The 22,862-nt window shown below is 40.6% G+C and carries 15 protein-coding genes; 4 read left to right on the top strand and 11 right to left on the bottom strand.

Going from position 1 to position 22,862, the window contains the following annotated elements:
* Positions 1-6 precede the first annotated feature (6 nt).
* The 6 genes from RMZ42_RS17660 to RMZ42_RS17635 form a co-directional block, all read right to left on the bottom strand.
* A complete protein-coding gene (locus RMZ42_RS17660; protein ID WP_322672607.1) occupies positions 7-3,315 on the bottom strand; it encodes a GAF domain-containing protein in 3,309 nt (1,102 codons plus the stop codon).
* 115 nt (positions 3,316-3,430) lie between these two features.
* Positions 3,431-3,904, bottom strand: coding sequence for a chemotaxis protein CheW (locus tag RMZ42_RS17655; RefSeq protein ID WP_322672606.1), 474 nt, complete (start codon positions 3,902-3,904; stop codon positions 3,431-3,433).
* A gap of 124 nt (positions 3,905-4,028) precedes the next feature.
* Positions 4,029-4,391: a response regulator transcription factor gene (locus RMZ42_RS17650; protein ID WP_322664528.1), complete on the bottom strand. Its 363-nt coding sequence runs from the start codon at positions 4,389-4,391 to the stop codon at positions 4,029-4,031.
* A 494-nt stretch (positions 4,392-4,885) separates the two neighbouring features.
* Positions 4,886-6,085 (bottom strand): response regulator, encoded by a 1,200-nt coding sequence (locus RMZ42_RS17645; protein ID WP_322672605.1) that lies wholly within the window; start codon positions 6,083-6,085, stop codon positions 4,886-4,888.
* A 606-nt stretch (positions 6,086-6,691) separates the two neighbouring features.
* Complete coding sequence (gene murQ / locus RMZ42_RS17640; protein WP_322672604.1) at positions 6,692-7,618, bottom strand: N-acetylmuramic acid 6-phosphate etherase; 927 nt, start codon at positions 7,616-7,618, stop codon at positions 6,692-6,694.
* Positions 7,619-7,774: 156 nt separating this feature from the next.
* Positions 7,775-8,221 (bottom strand): DUF3110 domain-containing protein, encoded by a 447-nt coding sequence (locus tag RMZ42_RS17635; RefSeq protein WP_322672603.1) that lies wholly within the window; start codon positions 8,219-8,221, stop codon positions 7,775-7,777.
* A 260-nt stretch (positions 8,222-8,481) separates the two neighbouring features.
* Between RMZ42_RS17635 and RMZ42_RS17630 the strand changes: the two genes are divergently transcribed.
* Positions 8,482-14,532: a translocation/assembly module TamB domain-containing protein gene (locus RMZ42_RS17630; RefSeq protein WP_322672602.1), complete on the top strand. Its 6,051-nt coding sequence runs from the start codon at positions 8,482-8,484 to the stop codon at positions 14,530-14,532.
* Between the two features lie 14 nt (positions 14,533-14,546).
* Here RMZ42_RS17630 and RMZ42_RS17625 read toward each other — a convergent pair whose 3' ends face one another.
* Both RMZ42_RS17625 and RMZ42_RS17620 read right to left on the bottom strand, forming a co-directional pair.
* The gene (locus RMZ42_RS17625) at positions 14,547-15,374 is read right to left on the bottom strand and encodes an Rpn family recombination-promoting nuclease/putative transposase (protein ID WP_322672601.1); all 828 of its coding nucleotides are present in this window, start codon (positions 15,372-15,374) and stop codon (positions 14,547-14,549) included.
* Positions 15,375-15,439: 65 nt separating this feature from the next.
* A complete protein-coding gene (locus tag RMZ42_RS17620) occupies positions 15,440-16,366 on the bottom strand; it encodes a sugar ABC transporter permease (protein ID WP_322672600.1) in 927 nt (308 codons plus the stop codon).
* Between the two features lie 171 nt (positions 16,367-16,537).
* On the opposite strand from RMZ42_RS17620, the gene RMZ42_RS17615 reads away from it, so the two are divergent.
* From RMZ42_RS17615 to rtcA, 3 genes are all read left to right on the top strand, one after another.
* Positions 16,538-17,200, top strand: coding sequence for a GIY-YIG nuclease family protein (locus RMZ42_RS17615; protein ID WP_322672599.1), 663 nt, complete (start codon positions 16,538-16,540; stop codon positions 17,198-17,200).
* Positions 17,201-17,383: 183 nt separating this feature from the next.
* Positions 17,384-18,730, top strand: a complete 1,347-nt coding sequence (locus RMZ42_RS17610; protein ID WP_322672598.1) for an FAD-binding oxidoreductase — start codon at positions 17,384-17,386, stop codon at positions 18,728-18,730.
* 145 nt (positions 18,731-18,875) lie between these two features.
* On the top strand, positions 18,876-19,931 hold the full coding sequence (rtcA, locus tag RMZ42_RS17605; RefSeq protein ID WP_322672597.1) for an RNA 3'-terminal phosphate cyclase: 1,056 nt from the start codon (positions 18,876-18,878) through the stop codon (positions 19,929-19,931).
* Here rtcA and RMZ42_RS17600 read toward each other — a convergent pair.
* The 3 genes from RMZ42_RS17600 to RMZ42_RS17590 all read right to left on the bottom strand — a co-directional run.
* Positions 19,928-20,725 carry a Rho termination factor gene (locus tag RMZ42_RS17600; protein WP_322672596.1) on the bottom strand — a complete coding sequence of 266 codons (798 nt, stop codon included), beginning with the start codon at positions 20,723-20,725 and terminating at the stop codon, positions 19,928-19,930. The two genes, rtcA and RMZ42_RS17600, sit on opposite strands and share 4 nt — an antisense overlap.
* The gene (locus RMZ42_RS17595; protein ID WP_322672595.1) at positions 20,722-22,080 is read right to left on the bottom strand and encodes an AAA family ATPase; all 1,359 of its coding nucleotides are present in this window, start codon (positions 22,078-22,080) and stop codon (positions 20,722-20,724) included. Before RMZ42_RS17595 ends, RMZ42_RS17600 begins: the two co-directional genes overlap by 4 nt.
* A gap of 508 nt (positions 22,081-22,588) precedes the next feature.
* A partial coding sequence (locus RMZ42_RS17590) for a hypothetical protein (RefSeq protein ID WP_322672594.1) occupies positions 22,589-22,862 on the bottom strand: 274 nt, incomplete at its 5' end.

Genomic DNA, 22,862 nt, shown 5'->3' with positions numbered 1-22,862 from the left:
TAAAATTCATTTGACTTTAAACTTACTAGCAGTTGTTAATAACTCTTGCGCCATTCCTGATAGCTCTTGGAACACGGTAGCAATTTCTTGAGATTCAGCAAAAGTTTTATCGGCAATTTCTGCGACATCTTGCATTGATTTAGTTACTGTTACAGATTGCGCCATTTGTTTTTGAGTCGCTGCGGTAATTCGCTCGATTAACTGACTAATTTCGGCAGTTGCAGAAACGATCGCATTTAAGTTTTGGCGAGTGTCACTAACAAGATTTGTACCTTCTACTACCTGCTGAATACCAGTTTCCATCGCTACTGCAACTTCTCCGGTTTCTGCTTGAATCTCCTGAACTAATTTTTCAATTTCGATGGTTGCTGCTGCTGATTGGCGAGATAAAGAACGGACTTCATCAGCCACAACTGCAAAGCCTTTGCCATATTCACCAGCACGAGTAGCTTCAATGGCTGCATTCAAAGCGAGTACGTTTGTCTGTGTGGCAAAATTACCAATCAAATTCACCACTTTGGAGATTTTTTGCGAAGATTCGCTGAGGCGTTTAATCTTTTTGCTGGTTTGAGCAACGGTTTCACGAATTCCTTGGATTGCTTTTACAGTTAGGTTCATGGCAGTATCGCCAGACTCTACAGTTTGATTGGCTTTTTGCACTGCTAGTTGTACTAACTCAGCATTCGCTACTACAGCTTGAGTAGAGTCCACCATTTGTTGAATGTCACCTAAAGCTGCGGTAATGTCCTCAGACTGTTGTTGTGCTAGATTGGTTAGTCCCGCTAATGAAGACTCGCTATTGCTAGAAGTTTGGGCAACTTGTTGAGCAGCCCCTTGTACTTGAACAACAATTTGCCGCAGTGCTTGCAGAGTATTATTGTAAGCATCAGCGATCGTGCCTAGTTCGTCTTCTGTAATCGGTGCGCGTACTGTTAAGTCGCCGTTGAGAGCGGGTCTAAGGGCTTTTAAGAGTTGAATAGATCGTTGTTGTAGTAACTCCTTGGCTGCCTTTTCTCGTGTTGCTGCTTCTGCTAATTTTGCTGACTGCGCTTGTACTTGTTGCAAATATTCGGTATGTTGTAATGCCAATCCTAATTGGCTGCCAATACGTGCTAACAAAGTAACTTCTGATTCTTCCCAATCACGAGTTCCCGAATTCTGATAAGCTGCCAGCAATCCCCACAATTGTTCGCCAGCAAATACAGGAACAATTACATAAGCTTTAGCTTCAAATTGCTCTAAAACTTCAATGTGGCAAGGAGAATGACCTACCTGATAAATATCATTTACAACAAAGTTTTCTCCTTGGGCATATCGACCTCCTTGAGTTTCTTGTAAGTGGGTATCTTCCCAGACAGTTTTGATATCAGGGCCTACCAGTTTTACCCAAAGATGACCTGCTGACTCGGCGACAAATTCACCACTCCAGTTAGGATTGAAGCGATACACGGCGACGCGATCGCATCGCAGTAATTGTCTGACTTCTTGAGTAGTTGTTTTGAAGATTTCTTCTACATCTAAAGATTGCCGGATGCGGTTACTGATCTTGGTAACAGCTTTCTCTTGTTCTGCTATTTGAGCTAGTTTCTCAGATTTAACTCGCACTAATTCCAAATAGTCTATCTGTGATTTAGCTAAACTAAATTGCAAGCTAGTCTGAACCAAAAAGTTCACTTCCCAGCTTTGCCATTCACGGGAGCTAGAGTTTTGATAAGCTGCCAGCAATCCCCACAATTTATCCCCGAAAAATATCGGAACAATGATATAAGCTTTGGCTTCAAACTGCTCTAAAATCTCAATATGGCAGGGAGCTAGCCCTACTTCATAAATGTCATTAACGACAAAGTTTTCACCTCTGACATACCGACCTCCCTTAGTTTCTTGCAAGTAGGTATCATCCAAAACGGTTTTAATATCAGGGCCTACCAGTTTTGTCCAACCAGTACTCACAGACTCAGCCACAAATTCACCACCCCAGTCAGGGTTAAAACGATAGACAGCAACGCGATCGCATTGTAGTGATTGACGCACTTCTTGAGTGGTTGTTTTGAAGACGCTTTCTACGTCTAAAGATTGTCTGATGCGGTTGACTATCTTAGTGAAAACTTTCTCTTGTTCAACTATTTGAGCTAGTTGGTTAGATTTTTTCTGCACTTGTTCGAGATATTCCGCTTGTGAGATAGCTACACCAAATTGCAACCCAATTTGAGTTACAAAGGTTTCTTCCCAAGGTTGCCAATCACGAGGCCCAGAATTTTGATAAGCTGCTAACAAACCCCATAATTTTTCTCCAGCAAATATGGGTGCAATGATGTAAGCTTTCATTTCATACTGCTCTAAAATGTCAATGTGACATTGAGAATGGCCCATTTGATAAATGTCATTAACTACAAAGCTTTCACCCTTGGCATAACGTCCTCCTTGAGTGTCTTGTAAGTGGGTATCTTCCCAGACCATGTAAAAATCAGGGCCGACCATTTTTATCCAGCCATTACCCACTGACTCAGCAACAAACTCACCACTCCAGTCAGGTTTGAAGCGATAGACACCGACGCGATCGCATTTTAGTAATTGGCGTACTTCTTGAGTAGTTGTTTGAAAAAGCTTATCGACATTTGATACCCGCAGAATTTTGTCGATGACTTTAGCTACCGATTTTTTTGCTAGTAGCCGCTGTTGCTGTTCTTTTTGGAATTCAAAGCTTTGTAATTTGTAAATCAGTTCTGTTGTCAGTTGAGATAGTAGGCTAATTTCTACTTCTTGCCACTGCCGCTTTGAGTAGCAATTATTGACTGCTAGTAAGCCCCACACTTTACCTTCTACTACAATCGGTAAACTCAAACTAGCTTTAATTTGAAATTTATCTAGCAGTTGCTTTTGATAAGGGGTAAGTTGAATCTGATTGATATCGTCAATAACTACAGCTTCTACATAGTCTTGATTGGTATATAGACCAAAAATAATTCCGGGAATATTTTCGCCTAAAGTTGGAGTCCAACCTAATGTTCTTGATTCGGCTAAAACATTACCTGATTCTCGCGAAGTAAACTGATAAATTAAGGCGCGATCGCAGCCAATCTTTTCTCTAATTTGTGCTACAGTAATTTTAAGTAATGTATCAATGTTTGGGGCTTGGCGCATGTGAGTTGCGATATCTTTCATCTGTCGCCGCCAAGTTTTGAATTCTTGAGCGATCGCACTTAACAAAGATATTTCACTACTAGCAATATTTGCTATATTAGCGTTACCATTCTGATTTTCTAATTCAGAAATTAAATGATCGTTATCATGGCTGTTGTTATACAAAAATGTCATTTGATTAAACCTCAAAATTGTGATGGGTAATAAATGGATATGTGGCAAGCGATATTTATCTGGTATTTGCTGATTAAAAATTAGGAGTTTTCAAAAATTACATCTTACTAAATATTCAATTATGAATCCCCCATGCTGGAGCTTGAAGAATAGTTTTCGCATCCAAACTAAAAATTATATTCTCTGAATCATTAATAAAGTATCCCTGTAAAAAAGGTGATAGTTTAGGATAAAATAATTCAGCAGTTACAGGTTTCATTTCTTTAGTATCTAGCCATTCAATATCTATTAGCTGTCGTACCAAAAGTCCCAAATACTTACCCTTATTTTCCAGAACAATTGCCATCATTTTTGAAAGTAAATTTGGCCCTTGCGAAATAGGAGGATAACCTAACATTCCCTCTAAATCAACTAACCAAAGCATCTCACCACGCCAGTTATAAATACCTAAAATGCTGCTTGGCATCTGAGGAACACCACATACTTCTGCTAATGATACTTGCAAAACTTCTGTGATGTGTTGTAGAGAAATGACGGCTGTATCATTTACTCCCAAATTAAAACTTAAAAACTTTTGCTGGGTTTCCAAAGCTATCGATCCTTTGTCCTTGATGATTTATCTCTAGCCACTATTTGCATTTATTGTTGATTTTTGGAGATATTCTATCTAAAAAATAGTAACTTCTATGATTTGTTGACTTATGAGATTTTTACTAATTAAGTAATCGCTTTAAAATTACCACTAGTTCGTCGCGATCGATCGGTTTTGATAGATAACCATCAGCGCCCAACATATTACCCCAAATTTTATCTACATCACTATTCTTTGTAGAGCAAAAAACCACAGGTATCTTGCTAGTATCGGGATTATTTTTCAGTTCTCGGCAAATTTCAAAGCCACTTTTCCCTGGTAAAATTACATCGAGAAATATTAAATCTGGCTTATTTTTATCTATTTTGTCTTGAGCCTCTTCACTACTAGTGGCGCTAATCACAGAATAACCTGCCTGTTGCAAGTAACGGCTGATTATTTCCATATCTGTTAAGCCATCTTCAACAACTAAAACAGTATTCATGGCAATTACTCGTTAACTTTTTCTCAAAGTGTAAACAAAATATACAAATCCTCAATGATTCCTCAAAAAGACATGGAAGGGACTAGAGACTAGCCCTAACCCCTTTGCCCTAACCAATATTTCACAAATCAAATAGGACTGCTATAAATACAATTTTTTGTATTTGTTTAATTTTGATTCAATCTTTATTTATCAACCTCAGAAAAAGTACGTAATAAACATTATCTTAGATAAAATTTTTAATATAAAATAGTTTGACAAAATAATTTAAACTTTCAAGCTTGGATTGAATTTTCAAACTTGAAACATGATTGATAACGAAAAAATTAAAGGTGATTTTATATCTAAAATTCCAACCTAGTTGACAAATAAATAATTTGAACAATAGACTTCATCTAAAGTTTTTTTACCTCAATAACTTAATTCTTACTGAGGTATAAAAGCCTCTAAATTTTGAGGAATAATTCAAAACCAAAAATTACTTCTAAGTCTCTCTAATTACAAACCTCTAAACTAGACTTTCTCTTATCGCTGGATACGCTTTGTGTAGGTAAATATTTACGTATTATACTCATTACCTTATCAGCCACTACAGGTTTAGTGAGAAAATCTGTAGAACCAACTACTTTGGCACGAACTCTATCTAAAAGGCCATCACTGCCTGTTAATATAATTATTGGTGTGTTAGAAAAGGTAGATATTCGTCGTAGCTGAGTACAAATTTCGTAACCACTAGCAACTGGCATAATCAAATCCAAGAAAATCAGGTCTGGTTTATCCTGAATTAAAGTTGGTAGAGCTTGTACAGCATCTTGAATTTTGATAAATCTCAATCCATTGGAAGTGACAATATCCTCTACCATTTTGCATACTTGAGGGCTATCATCGACGCAAGCTACTAGTGGAGCAATTCGCTTTTTTGCTTGGGTGGTAGTAGAGTTATTATTAACTTCAGTAATTCTTAAAGGCAAATCAGGTACTTCTATCAATTCGATGATTCCTTTAAGGATATAAGGAAGCAATGAACGGGTCAGTGGCAATACACTTTGCTTCATTTTCATGGCTAAATCTCGTAGAGTGAATTTGCCATTGATTAAATTCACAAAGTTTTTGTAGACAGATGGACTTACCATCTGCTCAAGTTGTTCTGGTCGCCGTAGAATTGGTGCTAAGTCAGGAGAAAAATTTGCTAAACCTGCCTCTGACCAAATTTTCCATGAGTCTTGCATGTGCTTTACAGACATTTCTGAACTCGTGAAGCTCATTGGGGTTTCTAAGATAACTTCTTGGTTGCGATTGCAACTTAGAGAAGCAAAGTTTCCTTGCAAAGCTAGGTCAAATAATAGTTCTGCTATTGTATTTTCCGCAATAGATTGAATCTGTTCTCTCTGAATTTTCTGTTTTTTATAAAATACTTCTATCAGTTTATAGTCCCAGTAATCAATTGATAGGTCTTGCATCGGTAACTGCAACTTATCAACATCAATCTGGGGACAATTCTGGGCTATATGTCTACGCCAACGTCGAAAGGGATGAGTTCCTCCTGTTGCCCAAACTATCCGTCCCAGTCGATAGTAAAAAGTCCATTGGCTGCCCTTGGAACTCTTAATATTTAATTTGCCATTGTATTGCAACTGAGTACAAGTTTTAAATTCATTTACTAGGTTATTTGAAATAAGTTCTTGATGGGGCATAGTTTGTTCCTTTTATTAAAAAGCTAGCTATTAAAAACCAATACTAGTAGAGCACAGCGTAAATCTACCTACCATGTCAATTAACCAGACAAGCTTCTTAAGTCACTTGTCAGAGGTAGGCAACACTTCCGTCACAGTCTTCTAGCTATATAGCTGTGAATAAGTGCAAATGCATTTGGTATATAGCAGTCTAAATCAAGATTATTAAAAGCAAGACAGATGTTAACATGACAAAACTATTGCTAGTAAATAATTTATCTAGCATAGAGTCTTTATTGGCAGAGTTTACTTTTCTGCTAATATTTATGACTAAAGTAGGTTGCCATAGTCGAGATTATGATGTATTTATATATCATTTTAAGAATTTTCATACTGAATCATATCCGTATAAATTCTGAATTTTAGTTTAAAAAATACTAGCAGTCTCTAAAGAGTTTTACTTTTGTTATTCACATTGACAACATAGGTTTAAATATTTATTTAAATTTACTATTCTTAATTATGCTAATTAATTTCAGTTTTTCTAGGGAATATTATTCTTAAAAAAAGGCGTGCTACTAAAACAAGTAGCAGCCAGATTATAAAGTATTTATTTAGACAATTTATTCAAGGTTGCTTGTGGTTTTGATAGCTGATAATAGCTGCCCGGAGATTACTTTGGTGTTCTGAAAGAAGGCGATCGCCCTCGTCTTTTTCCAAACCAGTCCAGTGCATCAATAACGCCAGCTTAACCCATTTACCACTACGTTCTAGTAAAAAACCAGCAGCTTCCCGACTTAAACCTGTGAGGTCTTGCAAAATTCGCAAAGCGCGATCGCGTAATTTTTGATTTGTTACTGCTACATCCACCATGCGATTGCCATAAACTTTGCCTAGTTTAACCATTACGCCGCTAGAAAGGATATTTAAAGCTAATTTAGTAGCTGTACCCGCTTTCAGGCGAGTTGAACCGGCGATTATTTCTGGCCCTGTTAATAAGCGAATGTCAATATCGGCATCAAAGCTAACTTGTTCAGCAGGAACACAGGCGATAAAAATAGTTATGGCTCCTCGCTGACGAGCAGCATGAAGCGCACCGTGGACATAAGGCGTTGTCCCACCAGCAGTAATGCCAACTACGACATCTAATTGGGTAATGTGCCGCCCAGCGATCGCAGCCTCACCATCTTCAATACTGTCTTCTAAATCTTCAGAACTGCGTACTAGTGCGCCAGCACCACCAGCAATAATCCCCTGTACCAACTCTGGGGGTGTACAAAAAGTAGGTGGACACTCAGCAGCATCTAACACCCCTAACCTGCCACTTGTACCCGCACCGATATAAAATAGGCGTCCTCCGTGACGCAAACGCTCTGCGGTGCGCTCAATTGCCTCTGCTAACTGAATTCTCGCTGCTGCAACTGCTGCGACAGCCTTTTGGTCTTCGTCATTAAACAACTCCACCAATTCTAGGGAACTAAGCTGGTCTAAGTTCAGACTATTAGGATTGACCAGCTCAGTTAAAAGATGCCCGCGTTCTTGCAAATTTGTCATTTGTCATTTGTCCTTTGTCATTTGTCATTTGTCTTTTGTTCTAGCCTACGCCGCCCTTTCTTTGGGCATCTATCTATGTCCGTTGTCATTAGTCAGTTAGCGACCAATGGCTAATCACCAATGACTAATGACTAATGACTAATGACTAATGACTACTTACAACAACCCTTCCAATTTGCGACGCATCTTCTCTAATTCAGAATCAGACAATTCTGGTTCTTCTAGCGGCTGTTGATTGAGAGGGAAAGTGTCTTCAACAGTATCCTCCTTCTGGGCATCTTCTTGCCAGTCAGTTTTTTCGACGTTAAGTTCTGGGGGAGTTACAACTAAATTGCTGTTTTCTGGGATGATTTCCCATTCATATCCAGCACTTTCGCAAAATTCCTTGATTTCTTCAGCATCCATCGGCTCCGGTGTGGGTGCGGGGAAATCCTGAGCTTCTAACATCAGGGCAAAGCGCGTCGCATCGTCTTCTGACTCGAACATCAGAATTTTATTGCGTAGCTTGCCGCCTTCGGCATCGCCTTCCCGAATTGTGTGAATCCCCTCATTTTCCGTTCGAGCATTAAAAATTAACACAAAAACACGCATTGGTGTAATCATCTGTCCTTTTTAAGGTTTATTCATATTAAAGTTCGAGATTGTGCCTCAAGGAAAGTCACAGGAATAATTTTCACTCTATTCAGATTTTCCTGAAAACGCCAATATTATTAAGCATAAGTATTGGATCGATAAAATACCGTAACTCAACCAATGGGGTCTTGGGTTTAGTTGGCGTATCCTGGAAATGGCATACTGAACCAATGTGCCAGTTAATGCTTGTGTGTGCCAGCGAGATCCGGCAATTAATACAGTGAAAGCAAATGACTAAATCTACCAATCAAGATATTCATTCCCCCTCCCCTATCCGCAAACGTTTGTGGTTGCTGGTGTTGAGCCGGGGTAGCATTGCCTTGAGTGGACTTTTGCTGTTAGGAGTTCTCGTTGGTATTTGGCGGTTGTGGACTTTTGTCCAAACAGAGTTAACGCCGTTGGCACAACAAAGTTTGACTACTACACTCAACCGTCCGGTAAAACTGGGAAGAGTCACACAATTTTCGTTGACAGGAGTACAGTTTGGGGCTTCAGCTATCCCAGCCACACCCACAGATGCAGATCGGGCCACAGTCGAATCTGTAGAGGTGGGTTTCGATCTGTTACAACTAATTTTTAATCGCCATCTAAAGCTAGATGTAACCTTAGTCAACCCAGATATTTACATTGATCAGGATGACCAAGGGCGTTGGGTTTCCACTACCATTACGTCGTCAGGTGGAAGCAGTGCAATTAAAACCGATTTGGACTACCTGCGGTTTCGTAATGCCAAGCTGGCCTTGATGCCGGATGAGAGAGTAGAGGGAGATGAGGGCGTAGAGGAGCAGGGGGGCAGCACTTCTCTACGAGAGGCTGCGCCAACGGCTACGCTCAGTGACCGGGGAGCAGCACTTCGGCTACGCTCAGTGACCGGGGGGCAGGGGGGCAAGGGAGAATACCCAAATTCTAATTCAGTACTGGATAAACGCCCTGCTACCGCTAACAACACTCAGCAATTGCCGGTGCTATTTTCTCAACTTAATGGATCTGCTCAACTTTTAGCAAATAACCAGTTGATCCGGTTTGAAGTCGGGGGTCAAGCAGACAGTGGTGGCAATATTTCCATTCAGGGAGAGACACGTTCTAAGGTGCTAGCAGGGACTTTCCAGGTGCAAGCACAAGATTTTTTGGCTGAGAATATTACTCGGTTGATTAAGTTACCAATTAACTTACAGGCGGGTCGAGCCAATGGCGATTTGTTAGTTCGGTTGACACCAGGACAGCCAACTCTATTGTTTGGCAACGCTACTGTGCAAGGGGTAACGCTGCAAATACCCAAAGTTCCGCAACTGTTGAGCAATAGCCAAGGAAACCTCCACTTCCAAGGAACTGAGTTGCAGTTAAATAATGTGACTAGCAACTACGGCAAAATTCCTTTAGTAGCTACGGGAATTGTCGACACTCAAGCAGGCTTGAAGTTAGCAGCGCGTGTAAATGCGGTGAGTTTGGCGAATGCCCAGGAGACTCTCAAGGTAAAATTACCTGTAGCGATCGCTGGACAAGTACAAGCTTCTTTGCAAATTACCGGATCGACAAAAGAGCCAATACTCTCCGGCTCAGTTGCCACAATCCGAACTGCCAGAATTGACAAAGTTGATTTTAATAGCATCAGTAGTAAGTTTGAGCTTGCTACTAGTTCCTCTTTAATTACCTTAAAAGATATTCAAGGTAAAGCCAAAGTTGGTGGTGAAATCACGGGCGCTGGTACAATTAGACTTGGTAAAAATCCGCGACTGGATTTAAATTTCGCTGCCAAGAATGTTCCAGGGGATGCGATCGCAAATGTCTACGAAACAACACCTACCTTTCAAATCGGCAATGTCTCTGCTACAGCTCAACTAACTGGCGCTCCTACCAATGTCCAAACCGTGGTACAGTTCCAAGCTCCTAATGGAACTTACCCCGGAACTGGTGAAGTTGCGATCGCTCCAAATCGCACCGTCTCTTTCCGTAATGTGGCTCTGAATATAAGTGGTGGTACAGTTCGGGCAACTGGTAGTTATTTTAATGAGCGTTGGCAAGCTGTGGCTGTTGCCTCTGGCGTAAAATTAGAACCCTTTGTAGACAAAAGTCAACTGCAAAATGTCTCTTTGGCTGGGGCACAATTCAATGGTCGTCTCATCCTCTCAGGCAGCACAGCACCATTTGCAATTGCCACAATTCGCAGTGATGGTGCAGGAGTTCAAATTGGTGGCGGTACAGTTGCAGTTTCTAATATCCAACTGCAAAACCAAAGTTTCTCGGCTCAACTGGTAGCTAATGGCGTGCGGTTGGGACAAATATTGAAACAGTCTCCCCCAGCTTTAGATAATCCTTTGGCGGGAACGTTCCAAATCGCAGGTAGCAGAGATGATTTCAGCCTGAAAACCTTCCGTGGCAGTGGTGAGGGTCGCCTTGCTATTGGTGGCGGTACGGTTACAGCCTCTAATATCCAAGTAGCGAATGGTGTATATCAGGCACAAGTTCAGGCTAAGAATGTGCCTGTGCAGAAGTTGGCAAAAGTACCCAAGCAGTTCCAAGGAGCATTAAATGGTCAGTTCAACGTAGCGGGTTCTGTTGATTCTTTTAAACCACAAACGATCCAAGCCAACGGTCAGGCGCGGATAAATGTTGCAGATGGAACTATTACAGCCTCTAATATCCAAGTGGGTAATGGTGTATACCAGGCGCAAGTTCAGGCAACCAATGTACCTGTGCGGCAGTTGGCAGCAGTACCACCGCAGTTTGGAGGGAAGTTAACTGGTCAAGTAAACGTGGCGGGTTCTGTTGAATCCTTCCAACCGCAAACGATCCAAGCCAACGGTCAGGGGCGGATAAATGTTGCGGGTGGAACTATTACAGCCTCTAATATCCAAGTGGGTAATGGTGTATACCAGGCGCAAGTTCAGGCAACCAATGTACCTGTGCGGCAGTTGGCAGCAGTACCACCGCAGTTTGGAGGGAAGTTAACTGGTCAAGTAAACGTGGCGGGTTCTGTTGATTCTTTCCAACCACAAACTATCCAAGCTAACGGTCAGGGACGGCTGGATGTTGCAGGTGGAAATATTACAGCCTCTAATATCCAAGTGGGTAATGGTCGCTATCAAGCTGTAGTTGATGCTGCTGGTGTGGAATTAAATCGGCTCAATCAGCAATTACGAGGTCAGTTTGGCGGTCAATTGCAATTAGCCGGTACGCTTGGATCGTCCAAATTAGCTGATGTGCGTGCAGCTGGACAGGTGCAATTATCTCAAGGTATCCCTGGTTTAGAGCGACCTCTGACGGCTGCGATCGCTTGGAGTGGTGAAAGGCTGACCATTGAGCGAGCCACTGCTCCCGGTTTAAGTGTGACTGGTAACATATTAGCCAATGCAAAATCAGCAGGGATACCGGAAATTACTGCCCTAAATCTCAACGTCCAAGCGCAGAATTACAACTTAAAACAGTTACCGATCAATCTTCCTAATCAGGTTGCTGTGGCGGGAAATGTAGATTTTAATGGTCAAATCACTGGTAAACTGCCCTTACCAAATGTCGTAGGACAAATCAACTTACGAGACTTGATTGTTCAAGATATTGCTTTTGAGCCGTTGTTAACTGGAAACATCAATTCAGAACAGGGACGTGGTTTGAGTTTAAACTTGGCGGGTAATAGCGATCGCTTGAACTTCAATTTAGATGCCAATAATCGCCCGAAATCTTTCTTAGTCAAATGGCAGCAAGCATCAGCCACAGGTAATGTTCAAGGGAATGATTGGGCGCTGAAACTTGCCAATTTCCCCTTACAAATATTGAATTTGACTCCGCCACCGATTACTCGCCTGGGTGCTGGTAAGATAGCTGGGTTGTTAACTGGGGATTTGCTGTTTAATCAGCAGACATTTGCCGCTACGGGAAATTTAGCGATCGCTAATCCGCAAATTGGCCGGGTTAAAGGCGATCGAATAGCTGCTCAATTCCGCTACGGTGACGGTAAAGCTACACTCACTAGTAGCGAATTTGTCAAAGGAAAAAGTAGCTACGCCCTTGTTGGGACTGTGGCTCAAAGCCCTAAAGGGCCTAAATTACAAGGTAAATTGAACGTCAAGCAGGGTGAGATCCAAGATGTTCTGGCTGTAGCCAAGGTATTTGATTTACAAAATTTGCCAGGTGGTTCGGCAGAAATTTACGGCACCGCAGCGGATCTGACTACCAACCCCCAAGGAACGCCAAATGAACCCTTATTAACCCAAATCCAACGGTTTTCTGAAATTGAAGCTTTGGTGGCAGAACAGGAAGAACAGCGACTTAATTCCACTCCAATACCAGATTTGGCAGACTTAAAGGGGACTTTCAACGGGGAAGTGGCTGTAAATACAGCTACAGCCAATGGATTATCAGTGGATTTTAATTTGAACGGACAAGATTTTGCCTGGGGTAAAAAGGAAGAACGAAATCGTTTTTATACTGCCGATCGAGTGATTGCCGAAGGTAGCTTTGAAAATGGTGTTTTGAGTTTGCGACCATTACGAATCCAGTCTAAAAACAGACTGATTGCCTTTACAGGTAACGTTGGTGGTGATGAACAATCTGGTCAGTTGCGGGTGAATAATTTTCCGGTACAACTATTGAATAATGTTGTCAAACTACCAGTTGGAATCACAGGTAATCTTAACGGTACAGCAGCTTTAGCAGGCAGCATTGCTAATCCCCAAGCTAGAGGGGAATTGCAAATCACCGAAGGAATACTAAATCAGAGCAAAATAGAGTCAGCAAGAGCAAGTTTCAGCTATGCCAACGGACGCTTAAACTTTGGTAGTACTGTAGCAATTGCTGGCCCAAAACCTGTTGATATTACTGGCAGCATCCCTTATAAATTACCTTTTGCTTCCGTCGCACCAGACAGCGATCAAATCAGTTTGGATATGAAGTTAGAAAACGAGGGATTGGGGCTGTTAAACGCATTGAATAATCAAGTGTTATTTGAGAAAGGTGAAGGAGAAGTAGACCTCAAAGTGCGGGGAACATTGCAAAAACCCCAAGTACAGGGAATTGCTACTGTCAATGATGCTACTTTTTCAGCCCAGGCTTTGCCACGTAAGCTGAGAGGTGTCACAGGTAGAGTTCTGTTTAATTTTGACAGCATCTTAGTAGAAAATCTTCAAGGTAGATTTAGCCGTGGGACGGTAAAAGCCGCTGGTGAAATTCCCATCTTCAACAATGAGAACGTAACTATCAAAAATCCCCTGACTGTTAATCTCGATCAGTTAGCGTTGAATCTCAAGGGACTTTACCAAGGAGGCGCTAGTGGCAATTTGCAGATTACTGGTTCTGCCCTTAACCCCATAATTGGCGGTAGAGTAGATTTATTTGATGGTAAGGTATTGCTGGCAGAATCTACCGACGCCACGACATCTGAAAATGGTAGTATTGGCGTATCACCCACAAAAGATAATAAGCAGAGCAAATCTGAAATTGGGAATGGGGTAGGAAATACTAACGCCAGATTTAATAATTTAGATTTGGAACTAGGTAAAAACGTCCAAATTACCCGTGACCCTATTCTCAACTTTCGTGCCAGCGGTAATCTCATCGTTAACGGCTTAATCAATCAGCCGATACCCGATGGCACCATCCAGTTAGAAAAAGGAGGGGTAAATTTATTTACTACCCAATTTAACCTTGCTCGTGGCTATAAACACACTGCAACTTTTAGTCCTTCTCAACCCCGCGACCCCAACTTAGATATTCGGCTATTTGCCAAAGTACTAGATGTAACTCAAAGTAATGACTTCAGCCGAGTAAATTCTACAGGTTTATCAGCGTTAGAAAGTGTTCGAGTCGAAGCTACTATCAACGGTTTAGCTAGCAAACTAAATGAAAATTTAGAATTAACAAGTAGTCCATCACGTAGTCAAACCGAAATTGTTGCTCTTTTAGGAGGTGGATTTGTAGACACCCAAGGACGTGCAGACAGTACTTTAGGCCTGATTAACATCGCAGGTTCGGCTGTATTTAACAATTTTCAGTCAGCTTTTAACCAGATTGGGAGTACCTTTGGCTTAAGCGAACTGCGGATATTTCCTACCGTGATATCTGAGAATCCCGAAGCTGGAAGAAGCAATTCAACTTTAGAATTAGCAGCGGAGGCTGGGGTTGACATTTCTTCCAAAATATCCGTTTCCAGTATTAAAATTTTGACAACAAACGATCCCTTCCAATGGGGTATTAATTACCGGATAAACAATGAATTTCGCGTGCGTGCCTCCACTAACTTAACCGATGACAGTCGTGCTGTAGTGGAATATCAAAAGCGATTTTAAATAAATCTCTTCAATTACGAATTACTTCCTGTTCCCTCTTCTCCTTGCTTCTCAATAGCTTGTCGTACCTGTTTAACATCCAATTCTAATGCTTCAGCAATTTGCTCTATACTTAAACCCAACTTAAGTAGACGGGGTATAGTATTGAGTTTTGTTTCTTTGCGAACCTCTTCTTTTACTTCCTGCTTTGTTTCTTCTTTTACTTCCTGGTAAAATTTAGTTTGTCTCCAATCGGTTAATCCAAACATTGCTTCTAACTCCTGTTGACTTTTGTTTACAAATTTGTAGATAAGCATTCTCTCTACTAATTCTAAAAGATTGCTACGGTTAGCTTCATCCGTTCGTTGTACTTGTTTTATCAAGTTTTTCGCTTGCTGTACGGCTCGATCTTCGGCTGCAACTACTAACTTAATTACGTCTAGCCCAATCGAAGATGATGGTACATTATCTAATTCGTCTAAATAAATTATACGAATTTGCTGTGGAGCTAATGATGTTTGATAAATGAATGGTATACCTGGGTCGAGACTACGTTGAGCAAAAAGTAATACTGCTTGCCAGCGACGTTGAGGTTTATATTGATTGATATACAGGAAAGCTTCTGTGATTATTCGCCAGTAAATATCATCATCGCGCTGAAACTGTACCTCAACAAAATAGATTGTATCTTCTGGAAATTCAGGTTTGGGTAAGAATAAGCCATCGATGCGACGTGCTAGTTCTTTGATTTCTACTGAGGTAAATTCGTAGTGTAATGCTAAAGCTTGCGATTGTTCCAAAAGTTCAAATAAGACACCTGGAAGAGTTTGGAATAAGGTGTAAAAAATCGTGTCTGTTTTCATGCACTCTCGATATTTGAATATTTTCAGATTATCGGGGCTGAGAGAAAATGATTTTTATAAATTTATTAAATTGTGATATCATCACCTTGCTGATTAATAGCTAATCGCAAAACTGACAATCCTAAAATTATCAAAAATAGCACTAGACCAATTGTGCAAGCATAGCTAATTTCCAAGTTATTGAAGGCTTGCTCATATAAATAATAAACAATCGTTTTTGAGCTACTGAGTGGGCCTCCTTGAGTCATAATGTAGACTTCTTCAAACACTTTGGTCGCAGAAATAGCCGAAATTACTGCCACTAAGGCTAAATATGGCTTCATTAAAGGTATGGTAATATCCCAATGTTTGCTGATACCATCAGAGCCATCAATGGCTGCGGCTTCGTACACATCAGCGGGAATTGATTGCAACCCTGCTAAATAAATCACCATGTAGTAACCCAATCCTTTCCATACGGTGACAGCCATGACGCTGGCAAGAGAAATTGGTACAATGCCAAAAATTTTTGCTGGGCTAGTTAGCCAAGGAATACCTTCTGGAAAAAGACCTAAAGCTTTAAATAACTGATTCAGTAATCCGTTTTCTGCATACAGCCATTTCCAAGCTATTCCTGCAACCACCATTGAAATTACTACTGGAGTGTAGTACGCTGCTCTAAACCAATTCATTCCCCGCAGTTTCTGATTTACCAAAATTGCCAGTACTAAGGGAGCGATTACTAAAATTGGTACTACACCTACAAGATATAAAAAAGTGTTTTCCAAAGTTTTCCAAAAAACTGCATCCTTCCAAAGCTTGAGAAAGTTGGCGAAACCTATCCATTGTGGCGGCTGGGCAATGTCTTCATAGCTGGTAAAGCTCAGGTAAAAGGCTTGCAATGCAGGCCAAAAGACAGTTAAGCCTAAAAGAACTAAGGCGGGTAATAAAAATAAATAAGGGGTAAGTCGCTGTTTGATGAACATCCAATTTTTAGGTATCAATTGATTCATAAGAAGTTTAATAGTTGTTTTTGCTTTGTCAGAACGAGGATTTGGAGATGTGAGTAGATTTAAGCTTCAATATTTTAAGGGCATATATTTGCTTGTGTAAGCATTGGCGTAACCTCTCGTAGAGAAGTTCGTCGTAGACATCGCTAATTAATAACTTGGAGATCAATTGCAATGGAAACTCAGCACAATCCGCCAATTGAACATCAAAATGTCCCCATAAACCACCGTGGACTGCATGATTTTTTGTATAGTTCTGACAACGAACACGCCGCCATTGAGGTGAGTATAACTCCTGAACTGGCAAACAATGGTACTGAAATCATTGGCTTTGAGGCTTGGAGTGTAGCTGCTCAGAACGCTAAAATTACCGGAGTTTACGCAGTATTAGATGCAGAACGTCACACGCAGTACATTGGCTATTCTCGGAATGTGTTGCTTTCCCTAAACGGCCATCTTCGCCAAAATGGCAAGCAAAAGTGTGCTTTTGTACGCGTGCAAGCATTCAAGTTTCCCAAGCGTCAAGAAATGGAAGATTTGCGAGATGCGTGGATAGCAGAACTTGAAAGTACGCCACCTGGTAATGCAACTGATTGCAGAATGTGGGCTAGTACGGTAGGTGAAGCGACTAAGGCGGTAATGTCAGAAGCCCAACTTCAAGCCTACGAAGAGAAAAAGCTAAAACTGCGGAAAGCAATGGCTGATACAACCCTTTCTAAAGAGTTAGAAACAATAGATGCGAGTGAAGCCGAACGTCAACGTCAACTTGAAGCTGCTGTGAAAAACGATGACTGGAGTGTAATTATTGACGCACAGACACAGGAAACTAAGTATTGATTTTTGTCTGCTTGAGTGCGCTATCTGACTTTTTGAGTAAGTGGCATGAAAGTTTTGTGAAAGATGAGAAGATTTTAAAACGCAGAGGGGCGCTGAGGGAAGCGCAAAGGTTCGCAGAGGAGTGAATTCTTTGCGTTCCTTTGCGTAAACCTTTGCGTTCCTCTGCGTTAAAAAAGGATATATATGACGACAAAATTAGATGCTCTGATTAATTTTCTAGAAGGTATAGAAACTATTACTGACTCTACTCAAGTCGCAAAATTATCCCAGGATTATCACACTTTTAGCCCTGTGTTAGTGTCGAAATTAGAGGGAAAAGTTGGGGATATCGTAGTGCGTCCCGCTAATGAAGCAGAGGTTTTAAAAGTTGCAGCTGCGTGTGCAAAACATCGTATACCTGTAACTGTGCGAGGTGCGGGAACTGGGAATTATGGGCAATGTGTACCGTTGCACGGTGGCGTAATTTTGGATATGACGCGGCTGCAAGAGATTCTTTGGGTAAAACCGGGAGTGGCGCGGGTGGAAGCTGGGGTGAAGTTGGCAGCTTTGGATAAAAAAACACGAGAAATTGGCTGGGAAATTCGTATGGCTCCCTCTACGTACCGCACTGCCACAATTGGCGGATTTATTGCTGGAGGAAGTGGGGGTATTGGCTCGATCCAATATGGTATGTTAGCCGATCGCGGTAATATCTTAGCATTGCGAGTGGTAACTATAGAAGATGAACCCCGTGCGATCGCATTACGCGGCGATGATGTCCAAAAGGTAAATCATGCTTGGGGAATTAATGGCATCATCACTGAAGTCGAAATTCCTTTAGGGCCAGCTTATCCTTGGGCAGAAGTGATTGTCACCTTTGATGACTTTATGACAGCAGCAAAGTTTGGTCAGGCAATTGGTAATGCTGATGGCATGATTAAGAAGTTAATTTCTGTATTTGCATCCCCAATTTCCCAATATTTTCACGTAGTACAAGAGTATCTTCCTGAAGGAAGTCACTCAGTATTTTTGATAATTTCTGAACCGAGTTTGGAATTCTTACCGGCTTTGGTGCAGCAATACGGCGGACAAATTACCTATCAAAAACCAGCTGAGGAAGCAGCTAAAGGTACACATTTAGCAGAATTTTCCTGGAACCACACTACCTTACTTGCCCGGAGTGTAGATACTGGGATTACATACTTACAAAGTCTCTTTCCTAATGATTGCAGTTTGCAACTAGTAGAGCAGATGTATAATTACTTCGGCAATGAGGTAATGATGCATTTAGAATTTTTTCGGGTGAATGGTGTCGTAGTTCCTGGTGCATTGCAACTTGTGCGCTACACCACAGAAGAACGCCTCAATGAAATTATCCGCTATCACGAAGAACAGGGTGTGAGTATTGCCAATCCTCATACGTATATTATTGAAGACGGCGGCAGAAAATTTATCGATCCTGAGCAGTTAAAATTTAAAGAAATAGTCGATCCTTATGGGTTGATGAACCCCGGTAAAAGCAAGGTTATTCAATTCCATACTCAAAATTAGCAAACTACAGAAACACATATCAGAAATTTCTCTGTATATTTGTGTAACCTCTCTCTAAAAAGCTAGCTGTTAGGCGTTTATAATTTGTGGTTTGATTTTAACAGCCGTGGGGATAACCCAAAATCCAACATTCCAATAATCGCCCATGATTGAAATTGACGGTTCCTACGGAGAGGGAGGCGGACAAGTTCTTCGCACTTCCTTAAGTCTAGCCGCCATTACCGGCGAACCCATACGAATTACAGGCATTCGCGCTGGACGCAAAAAGCCAGGATTAGCAGCGCAACACTTAACAGCAGTTCGGGCGGCGGCGAGAATTTGTAATGCCCAACTACGAGGTGATGCTTTGGGTTCAATGCTGCTAGAATTCATCCCAGGTAGTGCTGTGCAAGCGGGAATTTATACCTTTGATGTTAGTAAAGCACAACAAGGTGGTTCTGCGGGTGCGATCGCTCTAGTTCTTCAAACAATTCTCTTACCTTTGGCACTAGCATCTGGCAATTCCTTGGTGACACTAAAGGGTGGAACTCATGTGAACTTTAGCCCGACAGCGACGTACATTGAGCAAGTTTATCTGCCCATACTGCAACGCATGGGTGTAGAAGCCCAAGTCAAGTTAGGCGCTTGGGGGTGGTATCCCCAAGGTGGGGGCGAGGTAGAGTTACAGGTAGATGGCGGTGGTAAACTCGGTGGGATCGACTTGTTGGAACGGGGCGATTTACAACAGGTGCGAGGACTAGCAGTGGTGACGGAATTGCCTTCCCATATTCCGCAACGGATGGCTAATCGTGCGGAGAATTTGTTACGGGAAGCTCATTTAAAGGTTACTGTACAGACTTTACGAGAAAGAGGTGTGGCACCTGGGGCGGGTATTTTTTTAACTGCTGAGTATCAGAATAGCTTAACTGGCTTTGGTGGATTTGGGCGTTTGCGGTTGTCGGCGGAAACAGTTGCAGAGATTGCTTGTCAGCAACTGCTTGAGTTTCATTACACCGGCGCACCAGTGGATGAACATTTAGCAGATCAGTTATTATTGCCGGCCGCTTTAGCTTCACAAGAAAGTCACTATCGAGTGGCTGAAGTGAGTAGGCATTTGACAACAAATGCAGCAGTTATTGAACAGTTTGGGCTGGCGGAGATTAGAGTAAATGAAGCTGAGAAAATCGTGTCAGTTATTCCTGTAATTAGTGGATCAGATTAAAGACTAAACACTTTCTTAAGAGCCTTTATTTTTGTAGTGTCAATGCCACATTCAAGTTTAGAGATAGTATTTAAGCTTTTCCATTTGCCTTTACTAGCACTGAATATAACATCAGATGATTTTTCTATATCAATTGCTTCAAAACCATCTATTTGGAATTTTGATAAATAATTCAAACGAGTAAACACTTCATCTCTTGATGCAGATTTAATACTCACAATTTTTGGTGGTGGTAAAGGCTCTGGCTCTGGTGATGGTGAGAAAAAGAATACTTTGGCAAGAGTATCCAACTTTTTACCTTTAGTAATTCCACATTTCAAGGTAAGAATAGGGTTAAAGTTAGACCAAGTTTTGCGATTAGATTCTGTAATTCGGTTTGTGGCAACAATAGGATCTACGCCTTTTAATGCACTACTTGGTTCTGATATTAAGTATCTGAGTGCAGCTAGAATAGTATCTCGTGATGCTGTATTCAAATTTACTTTAGGTAAAACTTCTCTGGCTAAAATTTTGGCTTGCTCAATACTTTGAGATTCTGGTGAGATGACTATGCACCATACCCGCTCTAATTCAGCTTGTTGAGCAACTGCATATACAAAATGATTACTAACAACTTGATATTGATAGTCAGCAATTTCTTTAACAATAACAGGAATCCAATTTCGACCATCAGCTTGTAAAATAGACTCTGCTGCTGCTTTGATGATAAATTCCGATTCAGAAAACTGCTCTCCAGATTCAATATCAGTCAACTTCAGATGCATTAGTTTGCCAATATTATCAAAATCACTCATAAAATAAAGTACTCCTTAGCTAGACCACGATAATATTCAGCAGCTGTAGAATTTTTGAAAGCTGCTGGGATTCGAGAAAATGCAGCATTTGCTACAATCGCATAGCTTGGCAGACTATATATGGTTTTGTCAATGTTAGCTCTTGTAGTCTTTGGCCAAAAGTAAGGAAGTAAATTAAACTTAGATACTTGCATTTCTCTTGTAATAATGGCTTCAATTTCCTGAGTTGCTGTTTTAAGTTGAGGAGGAGTGATACTTTCACCATTAAAAAATATAGGTAAGGCGATTGGCCCACCATCTCGTCTAGCTGCCTTAACTTTTGGTACTAACTCTTTAATTACTTTAGCTGCATTATCTAGAGATGCTAAATTATTGTGTTTGGTAGGTATTAAAACCACATCACAGGCGTAGAGACTACTTTGACTAAAAAACATCCAATTTGTTGGACAGTCAATAAATATATAATCATATTCATACACAAAAGCTTTTAGAGCATCTTTTAACCTAGCAGACCCCTTTTCAATTCTTGTAGCTAAGTCTTGCTCTGTCAAATTTTCCAGTTTGGGATCTGCGGGAATAACGTCAAATTGTAATAATTTTCCAGATTTAAATTTGACTGTAAATGGTTGAACTGTATCGTGAATGTTTAAATATCTATCGGATAGACAATCATATAAACTAATTTTTCTTACTTGTAGACCAAGAGATTTAGTTAAATCTCCTTGCTGTGGATCAAAGTCAATTACTAACACTCGCTTTCCTTGTTGTACAAGAGTAGCTGCTAGATTAACAGTTGTTGTAGTTTTTCCCACACCTCCTTTGTTGTTGTAAACACAAATAGTTAAAGCTTTGGGCGGATTGTGAATTAAATCTTTTACATTGGAAACAATAGCATTAATATTATCTTTTTTAATTAAAATACTTTGAGTTGCAGGAAATACAACTTTTCCATGTCGCCGAAATAGCTGAATATGAACTGAATTAGTAATAAGACCCCATTGAGATGTGTTGCACTTAGAAGCGAGTAAATATCTTTTTATTTGCTCTCTAGTATTTATGTATTGAGGAGTGTCTTCTGATAAATTAAATTTTGCTCCTGCTCCTGTTGCTGGTGCTTTGACTTCAATCAGTAAATAGGGATTGACCCTAGACAATGCAAAAATATCACTGTCAACATTCTTACGCGCAGCAAAATCTACTGTCCCATTCCCCGTAGTAAATTCTGAAAAATGCTCTTGCTGATTAAATCCAAGTGCTTTTATTAGAGGTCTGACAAAAATATCACTGATGTATGCCTCACTACTTTCATCAGGCAAAATGTTGTCTAAAATGTGGTTCCAGTCTGTAAGTAGCATTGCTTAATAAGCAAACGGGAACAATGACAAAACCGTTTGTTTGATTAATTGAATCAAATTTGCCACTTAATCAACCTCAGTATTTATAACTAATTGAATTGATTGCTATATTAAAGCTTGTCCCTAAAAGCGATCGCTAGCAATACAAAGATGAAGCACAAGTTAATATACTAGGTTAAGCAAAATACCTTGCAGTACTAACACTTTGCCTATATTCCCGTTGACAAAATTATGCGTGGGTGTATAGCAACATAGGAAATGCCTCATTTCTAATAGCTGAAATGAGGCAAAGGAGCTTATATAAGTAAAAACAGAGAACTTTTGATACTCACTCTAGGACATTTGCAATCAATCCTGTAAAGCCAGATTTGTTGTAAGAATAAGCAAATGACAAATTTACAAGGCGATCGCAAGTAGAGTTAAAACTGAGTTTAGTTGTTCTTGATATTTACTATTTAATTAAATATCGAACATAGCCTTGGAATTTACCTCTGCTAAAGGCATATATTTAGGTTAAGTTAGTTTGCGATCGCAAATACAAGGGACTGGGAATTGGGTACTTGTACTGAGCGACTTGCCTTGAGCGAAGTCGAAAGGAATCGAAGTATTGGGTATGGGGCACTAAATACAGAGAAATTTTTTGTTGACTGTGGTTATGCCCAATCGGGTATGAGACTCTTGCATCTAGTAAATTCTGCTCTAGGATGAATGTTTGAACTTTCTGGATGAATGTTTGAACTTTCTGGACGAATGTTTGAACTTTCTGGACGAATGTTTGAACT

Source organism: Nostoc sp. DedQUE05, from assembly GCF_034530955.1.
GTDB lineage: Bacteria > Cyanobacteriota > Cyanobacteriia > Cyanobacteriales > Nostocaceae > Nostoc.
Note: the sequence above shows the minus strand (reverse complement) of the source record. Positions and strands in the feature narration are given on the sequence as shown.